Here is a 17,031-nt window from a genome sequence, read left to right as displayed (position 1 = left end):
GAGACCGTTTCCGGCTGATGAGGCCGGGTACGGTATCGAAGCCCGCGCGGCGCCTGAGCGCTTTTAAATCAGTCATCGCAAAGCGATCAAACGGATATCGTATGCGTGTTTCGATGGGAGCCGAAGCCCCATTCGATCGTCTTATGGGCCATCTGCGAAGCGGCCCGCAACGGATGCGGGCCTGGAAGTTTTCTCTTTCCCTATCGAAACCGGTCAGGTCGGCTTGATCGGATCCCGGCGCAGATAGACGAAGTGCTGACCGCCCTCCTGATTGAGAAGGGGGGCAAGGTTCAGGGGCTCGTAGATCGTGTTCGATCGGCGATTGGAGGTATCGTCATAGATGATCCCCACCTCTCGGCGCCAGCGCTTGAGAAGCGAGGGATGGATTGATTCGCGAATGGTCTTCAGCGGCGCGCCGGTCTTCTTGTTTTCGGGGTAAACAAGATCGGCCAGAAACGGGGGATTGAAATGCTGCTCGCAGATGCGCCTGAGGGACGGCGTCCAGCGATCGGTATAGGAATAAGTGAAGCGCGACTCGTGCTGCGGCGAAAGATGATCGAGTGTCGCCGGCGCCGGCAGCAGCCCGGCAATCTCTTCGCTGTCGAGATCGAGCCCGCAATCCATAGCCCGGTCCGCCATCCATAGAAGAGGAATGTCCGAGAGACTTCTCTGCTCGTAGCCGCCTCCGACATCCGAGTGAACGCCGGGAAACCAGACCTGATCGATCTGACAGCCCTCGGGTTCCTCAGGCGCATCGCCCGGCAAGTTCGGATCGCGCGTCCAGAGCGTTGGAACGAATTCGTCGCGGCACTCGTCGACCGCCAGCGCGTGGAATGCGTTCCTGACGATCGTCGAGGGATGGGTGTCGTGGAAGGTATGGTTCTGGTCGATCTGGATGCCGAGAACCGTGGCGGGAACGCCGAGCTGGCCGACAGTATCCCAGACCCCGAGAAAATGGATCGCCGGTCGATGATGGCAGTCGGCACCCGACTTTTGACAGAAGGCCTCGGAGTCGCTGCGCTCCGCATCCTCGGCATAGTATCGCCAGGCGTCGCCCAGCTTGCTCAGATGCTGGCGTTTCAGGAGGCCTGAATAGGAGATCAGTCCAACCAGGCTGCGGGCAGCGAAAGCGCCGCGCGAAAAGCCGAATATGTAGATTTCGTCGGCGGGAATACGCACGCCGTCGATCTCCCGCCCAGGCTGATAATTCTGCGCGAGAAACTGATAGGCCGACCGAATATTGTCCTCGACGCCGATACCGAAGGCGCCCCCCAGCAGCCGCTGGGCCTTCGTTCCGGTGGTTCCCACCCCGCGCTGATAAAGAACGATCTGCTGACGGTCTCCGCTAAGACCTTTTACGGCGCGGGCGATCCGCTCGACATTCGTCGCCTCTGCACCGCTGTCGTCCGCATTGTTCCACGTCCCATCGAAGCAAACGACAAGACGCTTCTGCAAACTTTGATGTGCGTTCATACTATAATCCGATATCGAAAGAGCTGACTTTTGAATTGACGCCGAACGCGCAGCGCCATGGGGCTCTATAAAGCCTCCGACAACGTTAAATCCAGAACGATGTTATCTTACGGACGAAAGCAGCCGGCCCTATAGACCGGCCGCGCCACTCATCCGGCGAACTTGTTCGTCTTTGGGAATCCTTTGGGCACGAGGCGGCCGGCCTGTGCGCGGTCCCCCTTCCACTCCATCAGTTCCTCGTCGCTGCGCAGGAATGCGCGGCCCGCGCTGTCTGTCCAGGTCAGACCATCTGCAAGCTTGAAGACCTTGGCGTCGGAGACACCGCCATCCTTGTAGCGCTGCAGACGAACGCCCTTGCCGCGCGCCATCTGCGGAACCTGCGAAAGAGGGAAAACGAGAAGTTTTCGGTTTTCGCCGACGATCGCGACCATATCGCCGTCCCCGATCTCAGGTGACAATGCGACCGCCGATCCCTTGCCGACATTCATGAGCTGCTTGCCCTTGCGGGTCGAAGAGATCATGTCGCCCTCGATGGCGACGAAACCGGTGCCTTCGCTCGAGACCATCAGCCGTTTGCGCTCGGGCTCGGCGGTAAAGGCAGCTGCGATATCGTCCTTGTCCTCGAGGTCGAAGGCGAGACGAATGGGATCGCCCTGCCCGCGCCCGCCGGGCAGCTTATCGGCCTGCATGGTGAAGACGCGGCCATGCCTGGAGACGAAGAGAAGCTTGTCGGTCGTCATCGCGTGGAAGGCGATGTTAAGCCCGTCGCCCTCGCGGAAGGTGAGGTTGGAAAACTCCGCCAGATGCCCCTTCATCCCACGAAGGAAGCCCTTGTTCGACAGGACGATCGTGACCGGTTCCTTCTCGATGAAGGCGGTCGTGATATCGCCGATATCGTGGTCCGGCGCGTCGGCGAAGCGCGTACGCCTCTTGCCGAGCTTGGTCTTCTTGGAAAAGGTCTCGCGAACCGCGCGCACTTCGTCCGCGACGGCCGACCACTGCTTTTCGGTCGAGCCGAGCAGCGCTTCCTTTTCGGCCTTTTCCTCGGTGAGCTGATCGAATTCACGCCGCAACTCGAACTCTTCGAGCTTGCGCAGTGAGCGCAATCGCATGTTCAGGACGGCTTCGGCCTGCACTTCGCTCAAAGTAAAGAAGCGCATCAGCTCCTTTTTCGGCTCATCCTCCTCGCGGATGATCCGGATCACGTCATCGATGTTCAGGAAGACGATCAGGTAACCGGCGAGTATCTCCAACCGCCGATCGATCTGGTCCAGCCGATGGCGAGCGCGCCGCTCCAGAACCTCGCGCTGATGGGCGAGCCATTCAGAAAGCACGTCCTTCAGCGAAAGAACCTTCGGGACCTTGCCGCCGGACAACACGTTCATGTTGAGCGGAATGCGCGATTCGAGATCGGTCAGCCGGAACAGCGACTCCATCAGGATCTCGGGATCGACGGTCTTCGATTTCGGCTCGAGAACGATGCGGATGTCTTCGGCCGACTCATCGCGGATATCGGCGAGAAGCGGCAGCTTCCTTGCCTGCAGCAGTTCCGCGATCTTCTCGATCAGCCGCGATTTCTGGACCTGATAGGGAATTTCGTGAACGACCACCGCCCACTGACCCCGGGTCAGTTCCTCGCGCTCCCAGCGTGCGCGGACGCGGAACGAGCCCCGGCCCGTCTCATAGGCTTGGCGGATCGTCGCACGGTTGTCGACGATGACACCGCCCGTTGGAAAATCCGGGCCTTCGATCGAGCGCAGCAGCTGATCGACCGTAACCTCAGGGTTCTCGATGATCTTCAGCGCGGCGTCGCAAAGTTCGGCTGCATTGTGGGGCGGTATGTTCGTCGCCATGCCGACGGCGATGCCGGACGAGCCGTTGGCGAGAAGATTGGGAAACGCGCCAGGAAGAACGACCGGCTCCTCGTCCTCCTCGTTATAGGTCGGGCGGAAATCGACGGCGTTCTCGTCGATGCCGCGCAGAAGCAGCGTCGCGACCTCGGTCATTCGCGCTTCGGTGTAGCGCATCGCTGCGGCACTATCGCCGTCGATATTGCCGAAGTTTCCCTGCCCGTCGACCAGCGGATAGCGTACCGAAAAATCCTGCGCGAGGCGAACCAGCGCGTCGTAGATCGCGGCATCGCCGTGGGGATGGAACCGGCCCATCACGTCGCCGACGATACGGGCGCATTTCTTGTAGCCCTGCCCCGGATCGAGGCGAAGGACGCGCATGGCGTGGACGATGCGCCGGTGCACGGGCTTCAGTCCGTCACGGACATCAGGCAGCGCCCGCCCCATGATGGTCGACAAGGCATAGGCGAGATAACGCTCTTCGAGCGCCTCGCGGAGATCGACGGGTTGAATGTCACCGCCGTTGGCGGGTGGATCGACTTGCTTTCCCATGCTCCCGTTTTGGACGATCATGCGGTATGGAACAAGGACGGAACACGGCCCACCAGGTCCCAAACCACACAATCTTCGGATTTTTCCCGGACTGTGTCATCAGATAAGGCCCGGATGCGCTCTTTCGGATTTGGCATGAGCGCACTAACTTGGATGGGAATTTGGCCGTTCCCGACTAGAGCGGACACAAGGAAGGAATGATATTGATGCGCAGGATCACTGCAGGCCTGTCGGCCGCCGCGTTCGCAACCATGCTCGGCTGCGGCACGGCGCTTGCCGCCGATGCCAACGCATTTGCCGAACGGCTGAAGGAAGCGATGGCTTCCATGGGCGGGAACCTTACCTACGACGAGGCCGTCAGCGAGAACGATACGGTCATCATGCGGGGCGTCAAGCTTGGCCGGGGTGCGGGCAGAGTCGATGTCGGTCAGGTCAATTTCGAGAACGTGGTCGGCGAAGCGAATACCGGATATGAAGTCGATCGGGTCGGCTTTGAGGATATTGCGGGCACCGACGAGGCCGAGGGCGATCGCAAGATCTCCTATGACATCAGCGGCATGAGCATCGAGGACCTGCTGATCGCCGGTACCGAGCCTTCCAATTCCCAGCCGACGCCACTTCAGGGAATACCCTTCTTCTTCAAGCTCGGAACGATCGCCAATATCAAGCTGAGCGAAGATGGCGAAGATACCTTCACCATGACCAATCTCACCGCGAACAGCGACGTTGGCCAGGACGGTAGCTTCGACAGCAAGCTCAGCCTCGCAAACTTCCAGATGGTGGTTCCGGAGGGTGATGACCGGGAGGGCGCGAATGTCGCCCGTGAACTTGGCTATGACGTGTTGACCGGCTCGATGACCGCCGAGACGGCCTGGAAACCGGAAAACGGCGACCTGTCGTTCTCGCCGATCGTTTTGAACGTGCAGAATGTCGGCACGCTGCAGACCGATCTGGCGATCAGCGGCTACACGCCGCAAGTCATCCAGTCGCTGCAGGACGTAACCGAAAAGATGCAGCAAAACCCGGAAAGCCAGCAAAACGGCGGGATGGCGTTGATGGGCATCCTTGCACAGCTGAGCGTCGCCAAGGTTTCGCTAGCGTTTCAGGATGATTCCCTCACCCAGCGTCTGATCGATTATTACGCCAAAGAAACGAACCAGTCGCCCGAGGCAATCATCGATCTGGCAACCCAGACCGTTCAGGCCAATCTCGGGCAGATCGGCGACGACGCATTCCGCAATCAGGTCGTGAGCGCGGTCAAAACCTTCCTCGAAAAGCCGGAAACGATCCGCGTTTCGACCGAGCCCGCCCAGCCGATCCCCGTCATGCAGCTCGTGGGCGCGGCAATGGGTGCGCCGCAGACGATCCCGAATGTCCTGCAGCTTCAGGTGCAGACCGACGGCGGCAAGAGTATCGAAAGTTCGCAGTAAAAGCAGACAACCGAGCCGGCCTCTTGGCCGGCTTCTTTTTTTATCACAACCGGGTTCAGGGAGCCGATTGCCCATGACGGACGAGGCGCCACTCATCCTGACCCTGCGCTTCGACGACGAGAGCTTCGAGCGCTTTCAAAAGCTCAGGCAGAAGCATTTTCCGCCTTCGAGAAATCTCATTCCGGCCCATCTGACGCTCTTCCATCATCTGCCCGGCCATGAGCTGGAGATGGTGACGGGACATCTCGAAAAGACCGTCGCCGAATGGGGTCCCATCAAATGCCGCGTCTCAGGTCTGCGCTTTCTCGGCAAGGGCGTTGCCTATGAGGTCGATAGCCCACCAGCGGAACGGCTGCGCGCCGATCTCGCGGGACATTTCTACGATCATCTGACAGCGCAGGACCGCCAGCGGATCAATCCGCATGTCACGATCCAGAACAAAGCCGAAGCCTCGGTCGCACGCAAACTCTACGAGGAGCTCGAAAGCGCGTTCGAGCCGTTCAGCTTCGAGGCGACGGGCCTGCTTCTCTGGTCCTACCGAGGCGGCCCGTGGGAGGCCGCAGGGGAATTTCAGTTCTGCCGCAAGAGCCCTGACGTGGATCAGAAGCTCGATGCCTGAAGACAGGATGAGACCGGCTCCTGCGAGCCGGCCTCAAGACAGTCCTATTCCTTCGCCTTCGGCGCCATGCGCAGGCCCAGTTCCCGCAACTGAGCGGGGCTTGCCTCGGCCGGCGCGCCCATCAACAGATCGAAGGCCTGCTGGTTCATCGGGAAGAGTGCGATCTCGCGCAGGTTCTTCGCGCCGCAAAGCAGCATGACAATTCGATCGATGCCCGCCGCCATGCCGCCATGGGGCGGAGCGCCGTACTGGAAGGCGCGATAAAGGCCGCCGAAACGCTCCTCGACGGTCGCCTGATCGTAGCCTGCCAGCTCGAACGCCTTCACCATGGTTTCCGGCACCGAATTGCGGATACCACCGGACGCGATCTCGAAGCCGTTACAGACGACATCGTACTGGAACGCCTTGATCGAAAGCGGCTCCTGATTCGTCAGAGCATCCATGCCGCCCTGGGGCATCGAGAACGGATTGTGCGCGAAGTCGATCTTCTTTTCGTCCTCGTCATATTCGTAGAACGGGAAGTCGATGATCCAGGCAAGCTCGTAGCGGTCGCGGTCGACGAGATCGAGTTCCTCGCCAACGCGGGTGCGCGCAGAGCCGGCGAATGCCATGAACTTTTCGGGACGCCCGGCGACGAAGAAGCAGGCATCGCCCGCTTCGAGGCCGAGCTGGGTGCGAACCGCCTCGGTGCGCTCCGGTCCGATGTTCTTGGCCAGCGGGCCTGCGCCCGAGACCTCGCCACCCTCTTCACGCCAGAAGATGTAGCCGAGACCCGGCTGTCCCTCTCCCTGCGCCCAGGAGTTCATCCGGTCGCAGAAGGCGCGCGAACCGCCGGTCTTGGCGGGAATCGCCCAGACTTCGACCTTCTCGTCGTTCGCGATCATGTTCGCGAAAACCTTGAACCCCGAGCCTGCGAAATGCTCGGTCACAGCGCTCATCTCGATCGGGTTGCGCAGGTCCGGCTTGTCGGAGCCGTATTTACGCATGGACTCTGCGTAGGGAATGCGCCGGAAGGTCTCCGTCACGGGCTTGCCGTCCGCGAAGGTCTTGAAGACATCCCGGATCACCGGTTCCATCGTCTGGAGTATGTCCTCCTGCTCGACAAAACTCATCTCCACGTCCAGTTGGTAGAACTCGCCGTAGAAACGGTCTGCACGCGGGTCTTCGTCGCGGAAGCAGGGCGCGATCTGGAAGTACCGGTCGAAGCCGGAGATCATCAGAAGCTGCTTGTACTGCTGCGGCGCCTGGGGCAGCGCGTAGAACATGCCGTTGTGAAGGCGCGAGGGCACGAGGAAGTCGCGCGCGCCCTCAGGCGAAGACGCCGTCAAGATCGGCGTCTGGAATTCGGTGAACGCGGCCGTCTGCATCAACGAGCGGATCTTCGAGATGATCTGCGTGCGCCGCATGATGTTCTTGTGCAGCGTCTCGCGGCGCAGATCCAGAAAGCGGTATTTGAGACGGATGTCTTCCGGGTATTCAGGCTCGCCGAAGACCGGCAGCGGCAGCTCCTTTGCGGGCGAAAGGATCTCGATATCGCGGGCAAAGATCTCGATCTCGCCCGTCGGAAGCTTGGGGTTCACGGTCTCGGCCGAACGCGCCTTTACCTCACCGTCGATGCGGATCACCCATTCGCCGCGCACGGTTTCAGCCGTCTTGAAGGCGGGGGAATCCGGATCGACCACGACCTGTGTCAGGCCGTAGTGATCGCGCAGATCGATGAACAACAGCCCGCCATGGTCCCGGATACGGTGAGCCCAGCCGGACAGGCGGACGGTGTCGCCGACATTGGCGCTGCGCAGGTCCGCGCAGGAATGGCTACGATAGCGATGCATGGGGGATTCGCTCTCTCAGATGTCTCGTGATCCGCGCTGACAGGCCGCGCTCCGGCGCTCGATCGAGGCGCGGAACCGGCGGCGGATCGGATTGGAAAATTGCGCCGGACAAGCGCATTTGTCGCTGCGGATGTCAAGTTTTCCCTGCCAATTGCACATGACACGCTTTTGAATCGGCGCGCGCCGTTCTAAGACCGGATTCATGGAACCGATCAAGACGACCGAAGCCCTGACGCAAGCCTGCGAAGCCCTTGCACGATCCCCCTTCGTGACAGTCGATACCGAATTTATTCGCGAGACGACCTTCTGGCCCGAGCTCTGTCTCATCCAGATGGCGTCCGACGATACCGAAGTTCTGGTCGATCCCCTTGCCAAGGGGCTTTCACTCGACCCGTTCTTCGCCCTCATGGCGGACGAGAATATCGTGAAGGTGTTTCACGCCGCCCGGCAGGATCTCGAAATCGTCTACAAACTCGGAAACATCATTCCGAAGCCGCTTTTCGACACGCAGATCGCCGCCATGGTTTGCGGGTTCGGCGAATCGATCGCCTATGATCAGCTTGTCGCCCGCCTGACCGAAAGCCGGATCGACAAGACGTCCCGCTTTACCGACTGGCGCCATCGCCCGCTCAGCGACAAGCAGCTGACTTATGCGCTCGCGGACGTCACCCACCTGCGCGACGTCTACAAGGCGCTGAAGGCGCAGCTTGAACAATCCGGTCGCCAATCATGGCTTGACGAAGAGATGGCCATCCTCGCCGACCCACAGACTTACGACATGCACCCGGACGATGCCTGGCGGCGCATGAAGATGCGGGTGAAGAAGCCGATCGAGCTTCAGATTCTGAAGGAGGTGGCGGCCTGGCGCGAGCGCGAGGCCCGGTCCAGCGACAAGCCACGCGGCCGCATCCTCAAGGATGACGCGATCTACGAGATCGCCCAGCAAAAGCCCGCGAGCGAAGCCGATCTCGGAAGGCTCCGCGCCCTGCCGAAAGGTTTCGAGCGATCGAGCGCGGCGCGCGGCATTCTGGAAGCGATCGAGCGGGCCAAGGCCGTGCCGAAAGCCGATCTGCCCACCATTCCAAGGCCTGCAATGCTTCCCGAGGGCACACAGGCGGCCGTCGAATTCCTGCGGGTCCTTTTAAAGATCGTTGTCGAGGAAGAGGGTGTCGCGGCCAAGCTCCTCGCCAATTCGGACGATCTGGAAAAGATCGCGGTCTATGGCGAAAAGGCTGAGGTTGCCGCGCTTTCCGGCTGGCGGCGCGAGATATTCGGGGCGCGCGCGCTGAAACTGCTCGAAGGCGAAAGCGCGCTGGTCTACCGGAACCGGCGGGTGGAAATCATTCCGATCTGATTTCGGAGTCCAGCTGCCTGAGCCCTCAGGGCTCAGCGCGCCTCGAGCCTCAGCGGCTGGCCGACGATCTTGGCAAACTGCTCGAGCCGGCCTTCGGGCCGGGCGCCGATCAGCCCTTCGAGATCGCGCGGGATGACGAGGGTGAAGCCGCCCCGCGGGTCCTGCGCCCAGCGGAAGCGATCGAGAAGACCCGGCATCGAAACCGTGAGCAGATAGGTGACGCGGAACAGCGAGCCGAGCGTGCGGGCGCGCTCCAGCAACCTTGGCTCGACCAGAGTTTCGAGATCCGGCAACTGGCCCTGGATCAAGGTGCCCTCGTGCCGGAAATAATTCGTCAACCCCAGATAGGCCCGGCCGCGATGATCGATCGCGGGAAAAGCGGCGTGGGCGATGATCGAAAGCGCCTGGAGGCCGCGATAATCGGGATGGGCACGCCAACCGATATCGGCGAGCAGGCAGGCCACCGTGCGGAGGCGAGCCTCCTCTGCCGTTTCCTCGATCCCGAGCGCCTCGAACGTGCGCGCCGTCCAGATGACCAGCTCTTCGGCATGATCGGGCGAGCGTGAGCGCAGTATCGCCAGTTCTCGCGCCGCCTCGATGAGCGGGTCCTTGAGGCGCTCTTCGGCGGGAAGCAGCGAATGCAGATAGCCCTCGCGCACGCCCAGCGCCGAAACGACGATCTCGGACGGTTTCAGGTATTTCAGCACGCTCTTCAGCGTGATGGCACCGAAGGCAAGCAGAGATCGGCGTGATTTCGACACCGCTTCGATACCGGACAGCTTTTCAGGATCGGTCCGGATCACTGTATCGAGAAACTTGTCGAGCTTGGCGGCAGGCATTCGATAGCCATGCATGACGTGCAGCGGATAGCTGTTCTGCTGCATATGGAGCTTGGCGAGATTGCGCCATGTTCCGCCGACGGCAAAGAACGGCTGGCCCTCGCCGCTGCCGACGAGTGAGCAGGACTGGACATTGCTGTCGGCAATCACCTGCGCGGCCTTGAGGTCGCCGCCTGCGAGATCCTGAAGACGCAGGCCACCAAGCGGCAGTGTCAGCCCGCCGCAGAGCTCGTCGCCCTGGACTCTGACAAGTTCGAGGCTGCCGCCGCCGAGATCGCCGACAATTCCATCCGGCTGGTGAAAGCCGCTCATCACGCCTTCGGCGGCGTAGCGCGCTTCGTCCGCACCCGAAAGAATTGCGATCGGCCGGCCGATCGCGGATTCTGCGGCCTGCAGGAACTCCGGCCCGTTCGCAGCTTCACGGCTGGCGGCGGTGGCCAGCGGATAAAGCTCCTCGACCTGAGCTTGTTCCGCGATTTTGCGAAACCGCCGAAGCGCCGCGAGAGCACTGTCCACGGCGCCCTGGTCCAGTCGGTTGGTCTGGGCGAGCCCCTTACCAAGCCCGCTCAGGATTTTTTCATTAAACAGCACGGTCAGGGAGCGCGAATGCCCCTCGTAGAGTACGAGCCGCACCGAATTGGAGCCAATATCGACGACACCAACCGGCTTTCTTCCGATGAGACGCCCCTGACCGAGCGCCTCATTCATCCCCGGCATGCTCCGCTCGCTGGCGCGCGATGAGGCGAGGAGCATCGGTTTTCAGCGCTTTGCCGCGCCCGGAGAGTGAAGGATTTGTCATGAAATATCGCTGGGCATTGAAGGGTTGTTCACCATCGCTGGGCTTGATGTGGCGCGAAGATCCGTCGGATGCAACCGACCAGCTCTGCTGATTGTCCAGAATATTGCCGAGCATGATCTGCGAAAGCACCTGGCTGTGCACCGTCGGCGTCTGGATTGGAACGAGGGTTTCGACCCGGCGATCCAGATTGCGCGGCATGATGTCGGCCGATCCCAACAGGACGATCGCCTCTTCCGACGGAAGCCCCTGCCCGTTGCCGAAACAGTAGATGCGGCTGTGTTCGAGGAAGCGGCCGACGATGGATTTGACGCGAATATTGTCCGAAAGGCCCGGCACACGGGGACGCAGGCAGCAGATTCCGCGCACGATGAGATCGATCTCGACTCCGGCCTGGCTCGCCCGATAAAGCGCATCGATCGTCTTGCCGTCGACGAGCGAATTCATCTTCATCCAGATTTGCGCCGGCCGACCGGCCTTGGCGTGCTCGATCTCCTGATTGATGTGTTCGATGATCCGGTCACGCATGAAGAGCGGCGAGACCGCGAGCTTGCGCAGATCTGTCGGCTCGGCATAGCCGGTGATGTAGTTGAATACGAGCTGGACGTCGTGCGCGATGTCCGGGTCTGCCGTGAAATATGACAGATCGGTGTAAATCTTCGCCGTGATCGGGTGGTAGTTTCCGGTGCCGAGATGGCAGAAGTTGACAAGCTTGCCTTCCTCGCGGCGCACCACCATTGCGAGCTTGGCATGGGTCTTCTTCTCGATGAAGCCGAAGACCACCTGAACGCCCGCCCGCTCCAGATCGCGCGCCCAACGGATGTTCGCTTCCTCATCGAACCGCGCTTTCAGCTCGACGAGTGCCGTCACGGACTTGCCGGCTTCCGCCGCCTCGATCAGGGCGCGGACGATCGGCGAATCGTTCGAGGTGCGATAGAGCGTCTGCTTGATGGCGACGACATTTGGATCGCTTGCGGCCTGCCGCACGAACTGCACGACCACGTCGAACGACTCGTAGGGGTGGTGGACGATAATGTCCTTCTCGCGAATCGCGGCAAAGCAATCGCCGTTATGCTCGCGAATGCGCTCGGGAAAGCGCGGAATATAGGGTGGAAACTTCAGCTCGTCCCGGTCGATCTTGCAGATCTGTGAAAGGGCGTCGAGCGCCAGCATTCCTTCCATCACCGAGACGCGGGTCTCCGGTGTTCCGATCTCGGCAGCGACGAAGTTGCGAAGGCTTTCGGGCATCGAGGAGTCGAATTCGGTCCGGATGACCGACCCCCTGCGCCGGCGCTTCAGCGCACTCTCGTAGAAGCGGACCAGATCCTCGGCTTCTTCTTGCACCTCGATGTCGGAATCGCGGATCACGCGGAAGGTCCCGCTTCCCTCCACGGCATAGCCGGGAAACAGGCGTCCGATAAAAGTTTCGACGACGCTCTCCAGTGGCACGAAGCGATAGGTGCCATCCTCGCCGCGCGGCGTCTGCACGAACCGGTTCAGCGCGACCGGCAAGCGTATCAGCGCGTTCATTCGCTCGGAGTCACGCTGTCTCTTCAGGCGCAGGCCGATGGAGAAGCCGAGATTGGGGATGAACGGAAACGGATGGGCAGGATCGATCGAGAGGGGCGTCAGCGCCGGGAAGATCGTGTCGTCGAACTCGCGTGACAGCCATTCCAATTCGGGAGCGGAGAGCTGGTCGGCGGAGACGATGTGCACGTTTTCGTCGGCGAGTTGGCCGATCAGTTCGGCAAGCGATGCCTGCTGCTCCGATTGGAGAATTTCCACCTCCGCGAGGATCTTGTCGAGTTGCTCTTGTGCGGTCATGCCGTCGAGGGATCGCACGGTCACCTTTTCGCGCACCTGGCCTTCGAGACCCGCGACGCGGACCATGAAGAACTCGTCGAGATTGTCGGCCGAGATCGAGAGGAAGCGCAGGCGCTCGAGCAGCGGATGATTTAGATTCTGCGACTCTTCCAGTACCCGCCGATTGAACTGCAGCCAGGACAGCTCGCGGTTGATGAACCGATCCTGCGGCAGTTCGGACGGTTGGCTTTCCTCGCTCGCCTTCGCCTCGACGACCTGCGGCGGGGCCTGCTCCAGAATAACCTCAACCTCGCTCGCGACCGTCTCCTGATTAGGCGAAGCCTGGTCCGAGACCGCGATGATCTCGACTGCCTCGGAACCGCGCTTTTTTGCCGGCGACGCCGTTGCGCGCTCGCTTCTTGCGGAACGGCGCGACGCCGAGGCCCTCGCCTTGCGTTCCGGCCCGGATTTCGTCGTCTCTTCGCTCATAGTTTTTCCATCTACTGGAGGTTTCCCGTGTCTTCGCCGCCGCTTCTATTGCGGTTCGATGGAAGTTTTGCGTCAGTTTCTCGTCACGATCCGCTCTCGGCATTTCCGCCACTGGCGTCTGTCCGCCGCTCAAGCACGCGTCGCACGAAAGGCTTCGTGACCCGGCTCTTTTCGGCAAGCGCCTGCCGATTGATCTCGTCGACGACGGCCTTCGCCGCCGATCCGGTGCGCTCGATCCTTGCAGCTAGATAGGTCAGTGTCGCCGGATCGACGACCAGCTGATGATCGGAGAAGTGCTTGGCGAGAATGCCTTCGAACAGAAGATCATCGGGCGTGTCGAGTTCGGCCCGGGCCGCCGCCGAAAGACGCGACACCAGATCGGGAAGCCGCCCGGCCATGGCCTGCGGCGGTATCCGCGAGGTCGCAAGAACCCAGCCTTGGCCGAGCCGGGCCGCGTTGACCGGCGCGAACAGCTCTTGATCGGGAATGGTGGTCCTGTCGATATCGTCGATAACGATCCGGAACCCGTTCTCGAGCGCCCCGAAGCCACCCTGCCTGAGAATGTCGGCGTCCGCGGCCTCGGCCCAGATCCGCGACAAATGGGTCTTGCCCGCGCCTTCGGGCCCGACGATCAACAACACATTGTGCTGCCAGGCGGGCCATGCGTCGATCGCCTCGGCAGCCACAGCGTTCGAACGCGAGACGATGAGATCGTCGCGGCCAAGCTGCTCGATCGGCGGAAGTTCCAGCGGGAGCTGTCTGGTCATCGGGTCGCCGTCACGAATTCTGGTGTTCGATCCGGTTCGCAGGGCTGTCGCCCGCAGTCACGCGCGCATCGCTCGTTTTCCCGCCCTCGATGCTCTTTGCCTCGGTCAGGCTCACCGATGGACCGTGATACATCTCGCTGTCGAGATATTTCGTGATCCCGAAGCGGGCGAGCACGCCGACGACCGCCGCCGCCGGGACAGCGATCAGGAGGCCGACGAACCCGAACAGGGCGCCGAAGGCGAAGAGCGCGAACATCAGCCATACGGGATGCAGGCCAACCGATGCGCCGACGAGCTTGGGCTGCAGGATGTTCCCCTCGAAGAACTGCCCCGTAAAGAAGACCGCCGCGACGGCGATGATCCACGGCCAGTCCGGCCAGAACTGGACGAGCGCGACACCGATGGACAAAACGAGCCCGAGCATCGAGCCGATATAGGGAATAAAGGAGATCAGACCCGCGAAGAGGCCAATGAGGAGTCCGAAGTTCAATCCGACGAGGGTCAGGCCGACTGCGTAGAAGGTGGCGAGGATCAGGCAGACACTGCCCTGTCCGCGCACGAAGCCGGCGACCGAAAGATCGATATCGCGAGCGATCCGCCGAATCGTGCTCTGATGCTGCCGCGGCAGCCAGTTGTCGACCTTCATCACCATCCTGTCCCAGTCGAGCAGGAGGTAGAACGCCACCACTGGCGTCACGACGAAGAGCGATACGAAATTCACGAAAGCGAGCGAGGACGACCACACTGAGGAAAGGAAGGATGTGATCACGCTCGTCGAATCGGAGACGAGCTGGGCGAAATCCTGCTCCAGCGTCGATTCCTCCGATGTGAAGAGAAAAGCGAGCGGGCCCGAGCGCGCGGCGATCGCGAAGTCCTGCAGCCGATCGAGATAATCGGGGACGCGCTCGGCCAGATTGACGACCTGCGAGGACACCACCGGCACGATGATGAGAATCGCCGCGATGAAGCAAACGACGAAGAGAACGAGAATCACCGTCGTCGCCATCAGCCGCGAAAGGCCGCGCCGCTCGAACCAGTCGGCCACGGGATCCAGCAGATAAGCGATTACCATGCCGAGGACGAACGGCAGGAGAATGGACGAGAAAAGCCAGATACTGAGCACGAACAGGATTGCTGCAGCGCACCAGAAATAGACCTGTCTCCAGAAGACGGCGTTCTGATCGGGCATATCGAGCTTTGTTCCCCAGTCTCAGGTCGGCATTCATGTTACAACGCCATGGCGCCGCTTGGCGAGAGATCGCCTTTGCGACGCAAGAATTATCCTCATGGACAGGCTTGCCCAGCGGATATCCTCAGGCTTTTCGCGCCCGCTCTTGATGCTGCGGCGCACATCGGCTTGCCCGGTCACGCTCTTCCGTGGCACTTCAGGCTCAAACAGGGAAGACTGACATGGCGGATTCGAACCACCTCACCTACCGCGATGCCGGTGTCGACATCGATGCCGGCAACGAACTTGTCCAGCGGATCAAACCCCATGTGCGCTCCACCCGCCGTGCGGGAGCGGATGGCGAGATCGGCGGATTCGGCGGGCTGTTCGACCTCAAGGCACTCGGCATGAGCGATCCGCTGCTCGTTGCGGCAAATGACGGTGTCGGCACCAAACTGCGCGTCGCCATCGAAGCCAACCGGCACGACACCATCGGCATCGATCTTGTGGCCATGTGCGTCAACGATCTTGTCGTCCAGGGTGCCGAGCCGCTGTTCTTTCTCGATTATTTCGCCACCGGCAAGCTCGATCCCGCCCAGGGCGAGGCGATCGTCAAAGGGATCGCGGAAGGGTGCCGCCAGGCCGGCTGCGCGCTGATCGGCGGCGAGACCGCCGAAATGCCGGGTCTTTATGCGGGCGACGACTACGATCTCGCGGGCTTTTCGGTAGGCGCGGTGGAGCGCGACCGGCTGCTGCCCTCGGGCGATCTCGAACAGGGCGACATCATTCTCGGCCTGCGATCCTCCGGCGTGCATTCGAACGGCTATTCGCTCGTTCGCAAGATCGTCGAACAGGCGGGACTTTCCTACGGCGATCCGGCTCCCTTCGACAAAGACCGGTCGCTGAGCGAGGCACTCCTCGAGCCGACGCGAATCTACGTCAAACCCCTGCTCGACGTGTTCGAAAAGTCGCGCGCAGTGAAGGCGCTGGCCCACATCACCGGCGGCGGATTCGTCGAGAACATTCCCCGCGTTTTGCCGGAAAGCCTTCGGGCCGATATCGATCTCGGCAGCGTTCCGGTCCCACCCGTCTTTGGCTGGCTCGCCAAGCAGGGCGGCATGCCGAAACACGAAATGCTGCGGACCTTCAATTGCGGGATCGGAATGGCTATCGTCGTGGCGGAAGGTGAAGCTGCGGCCGTCAGCGCCATGCTGCAATCGGCCGGTGAGGAGGTCGTGCTCCTCGGCCGTATCCTTCAGAACAAGGGTGAGGCCGTCACCTTCAACGGCGAGCTGGCATTGTGACCGCCGCAACCGATCCGAAGCGCATCGTCGTCCTCATATCCGGGCGCGGCTCGAATATGAGTGCGCTGATCGCAGCGTGCATGAATCCGAGCTATCCCGGCCGGATCGTCGGCGTGATCTCAAACCGGCCCGATGCGAAAGGACTCGATACCGCCAGACGGTACGACATTCCGGCCAGCGCGATCGATCACCGCGATTTTGCAAGCCGCGAAGATCATGAGGCGGCGCTGAGATCCGAACTTGATGCACTGAAGCCGGACTTCATCTGTCTCGCCGGATATATGCGTCTTTTGACGCCCGATTTCGTCCGCCATTTCGCCGGGCGGATGATCAACATCCACCCCTCGCTCCTGCCGCTGTTTCCCGGTCTCGACACGCACACCCGTGCGCTTCAAGCTGGTATGCGGGTCCATGGCTGCACGGTGCATTACGTGACCGAGGGCATGGACGAGGGACCGATCATCGCCCAGGCAGCCATTGCGATCGAGCCGGACGATACGCCGGACGCGCTGGCCGATCGTCTTTTGCTTGCTGAACACCGGCTTTATCCACACGCTCTGCGGCTGGTTCTCGAAGGCAATGCGCGCCTCTCGAACGGGCGGGTGATCATCCGGACGAACCCGCCCCTTGAAGCCGATGCGGAGCCGACGCGTTTCGGCAACGGGACATCGATCCTCGTGTCACCGGATGCAAGACGGGGATAATAGCTCGCAACAAGAATGAGGTTGCGGCTTTTTATCTCCGAGGACCAACAG

Annotated in this window: 12 protein-coding genes; 5 read left to right on the top strand and 7 right to left on the bottom strand. The window is 61.4% G+C overall.

Going from position 1 to position 17,031, the window contains the following annotated elements; all coding sequences use genetic code 11:
• Nucleotides 1-213: 213 nt before the first annotated feature.
• Both ABDX79_RS00825 and parC read right to left on the bottom strand, forming a co-directional pair.
• Nucleotides 214-1,473 (bottom strand): DUF2235 domain-containing protein, encoded by a 1,260-nt coding sequence (locus ABDX79_RS00825; protein WP_346218362.1) that lies wholly within the window; start codon nt 1,471-1,473, stop codon nt 214-216.
• Nucleotides 1,474-1,622: 149 nt separating this feature from the next.
• On the bottom strand, nt 1,623-3,875 hold the full coding sequence (gene parC, locus ABDX79_RS00820; RefSeq protein WP_346218361.1) for a DNA topoisomerase IV subunit A: 2,253 nt from the start codon (nt 3,873-3,875) through the stop codon (nt 1,623-1,625).
• A gap of 206 nt (nt 3,876-4,081) precedes the next feature.
• Here parC and ABDX79_RS00815 point away from each other — a divergent pair, with 206 nt between their 5' ends.
• Together ABDX79_RS00815 and ABDX79_RS00810 are read left to right on the top strand one after the other, a co-directional pair.
• On the top strand, nt 4,082-5,305 hold the full coding sequence (locus ABDX79_RS00815) for a YdgA family protein (protein ID WP_346218360.1): 1,224 nt from the start codon (nt 4,082-4,084) through the stop codon (nt 5,303-5,305).
• Between the two features lie 73 nt (nt 5,306-5,378).
• Nucleotides 5,379-5,924, top strand: a complete 546-nt coding sequence (locus tag ABDX79_RS00810; RefSeq protein ID WP_346218359.1) for a 2'-5' RNA ligase family protein — start codon at nt 5,379-5,381, stop codon at nt 5,922-5,924.
• Nucleotides 5,925-5,968: 44 nt separating this feature from the next.
• Here the strand turns inward: ABDX79_RS00810 and aspS are convergent, their stop codons facing one another.
• Nucleotides 5,969-7,756 carry an aspartate--tRNA ligase gene (aspS, locus tag ABDX79_RS00805; RefSeq protein ID WP_346218358.1) on the bottom strand — a complete coding sequence of 596 codons (1,788 nt, stop codon included), beginning with the start codon at nt 7,754-7,756 and terminating at the stop codon, nt 5,969-5,971.
• A gap of 202 nt (nt 7,757-7,958) precedes the next feature.
• On the opposite strand from aspS, the gene rnd reads away from it, so the two are divergent.
• Entirely contained in the window at nt 7,959-9,110 is a 1,152-nt protein-coding gene (rnd, locus tag ABDX79_RS00800) for a ribonuclease D (protein ID WP_346218357.1), read from the top strand.
• A gap of 32 nt (nt 9,111-9,142) precedes the next feature.
• On the opposite strand, the gene ppx is transcribed toward rnd, so the two are convergent.
• The 4 genes from ppx to ABDX79_RS00780 all read right to left on the bottom strand — a co-directional run bounded on the left by ppx (nt 9,143) and on the right by ABDX79_RS00780 (nt 14,993).
• On the bottom strand, nt 9,143-10,657 hold the full coding sequence (gene ppx / locus ABDX79_RS00795; RefSeq protein WP_346218871.1) for an exopolyphosphatase: 1,515 nt from the start codon (nt 10,655-10,657) through the stop codon (nt 9,143-9,145).
• Nucleotides 10,650-13,037, bottom strand: coding sequence for an RNA degradosome polyphosphate kinase (locus ABDX79_RS00790; RefSeq protein ID WP_346218356.1), 2,388 nt, complete (start codon nt 13,035-13,037; stop codon nt 10,650-10,652). The genes ppx and ABDX79_RS00790 overlap by 8 nt, the downstream gene beginning before the upstream one ends.
• Before the next feature lie 83 nt (nt 13,038-13,120).
• Nucleotides 13,121-13,804, bottom strand: a complete 684-nt coding sequence (locus tag ABDX79_RS00785; protein ID WP_346218355.1) for a P-loop NTPase family protein — start codon at nt 13,802-13,804, stop codon at nt 13,121-13,123.
• Between the two features lie 10 nt (nt 13,805-13,814).
• Complete coding sequence (locus tag ABDX79_RS00780) at nt 13,815-14,993, bottom strand: AI-2E family transporter (RefSeq protein WP_346218354.1); 1,179 nt, start codon at nt 14,991-14,993, stop codon at nt 13,815-13,817.
• Nucleotides 14,994-15,214: 221 nt separating this feature from the next.
• Between ABDX79_RS00780 and purM the strand changes: the two genes are divergently transcribed.
• Together purM and purN are read left to right on the top strand one after the other, a co-directional pair.
• The gene (gene purM / locus ABDX79_RS00775; protein ID WP_346218353.1) at nt 15,215-16,276 is read left to right on the top strand and encodes a phosphoribosylformylglycinamidine cyclo-ligase; all 1,062 of its coding nucleotides are present in this window, start codon (nt 15,215-15,217) and stop codon (nt 16,274-16,276) included.
• Nucleotides 16,273-16,980: a phosphoribosylglycinamide formyltransferase gene (purN, locus tag ABDX79_RS00770; protein WP_346218352.1), complete on the top strand. Its 708-nt coding sequence runs from the start codon at nt 16,273-16,275 to the stop codon at nt 16,978-16,980. The genes purM and purN overlap by 4 nt, the downstream gene beginning before the upstream one ends.
• Nucleotides 16,981-17,031: the final 51 nt, after the last annotated feature.

Source organism: Fulvimarina fulva, assembly GCF_039652615.1.
Classification (GTDB): Bacteria; Pseudomonadota; Alphaproteobacteria; order Rhizobiales; family Rhizobiaceae; genus Fulvimarina.
Note: the sequence above shows the minus strand (reverse complement) of the source record. Positions and strands in the feature narration are given on the sequence as shown.

Bases quoted from the DNA above. Each gene is read 5' to 3' on its own strand.
- ABDX79_RS00825 (WP_346218362.1), bottom strand. From the start codon at position 1,473: ATGAACGCACATCAAAGTTTGCAGAAGCGTCTTGTCGTTTGCTTCGAT.
- parC (WP_346218361.1), bottom strand. From the start codon at position 3,875: ATGGGAAAGCAAGTCGATCCACCCGCCAACGGCGGTGACATTCAACCC.
- ABDX79_RS00815 (WP_346218360.1), top strand. From the start codon at position 4,082: ATGCGCAGGATCACTGCAGGCCTGTCGGCCGCCGCGTTCGCAACCATG.
- ABDX79_RS00810 (WP_346218359.1), top strand. From the start codon at position 5,379: ATGACGGACGAGGCGCCACTCATCCTGACCCTGCGCTTCGACGACGAG.
- aspS (WP_346218358.1), bottom strand. From the start codon at position 7,756: ATGCATCGCTATCGTAGCCATTCCTGCGCGGACCTGCGCAGCGCCAAT.
- rnd (WP_346218357.1), top strand. From the start codon at position 7,959: ATGGAACCGATCAAGACGACCGAAGCCCTGACGCAAGCCTGCGAAGCC.
- ppx (WP_346218871.1), bottom strand. From the start codon at position 10,657: ATGAATGAGGCGCTCGGTCAGGGGCGTCTCATCGGAAGAAAGCCGGTT.
- ABDX79_RS00790 (WP_346218356.1), bottom strand. From the start codon at position 13,037: ATGAGCGAAGAGACGACGAAATCCGGGCCGGAACGCAAGGCGAGGGCC.
- ABDX79_RS00785 (WP_346218355.1), bottom strand. From the start codon at position 13,804: ATGACCAGACAGCTCCCGCTGGAACTTCCGCCGATCGAGCAGCTTGGC.
- ABDX79_RS00780 (WP_346218354.1), bottom strand. From the start codon at position 14,993: ATGCCCGATCAGAACGCCGTCTTCTGGAGACAGGTCTATTTCTGGTGC.
- purM (WP_346218353.1), top strand. From the start codon at position 15,215: ATGGCGGATTCGAACCACCTCACCTACCGCGATGCCGGTGTCGACATC.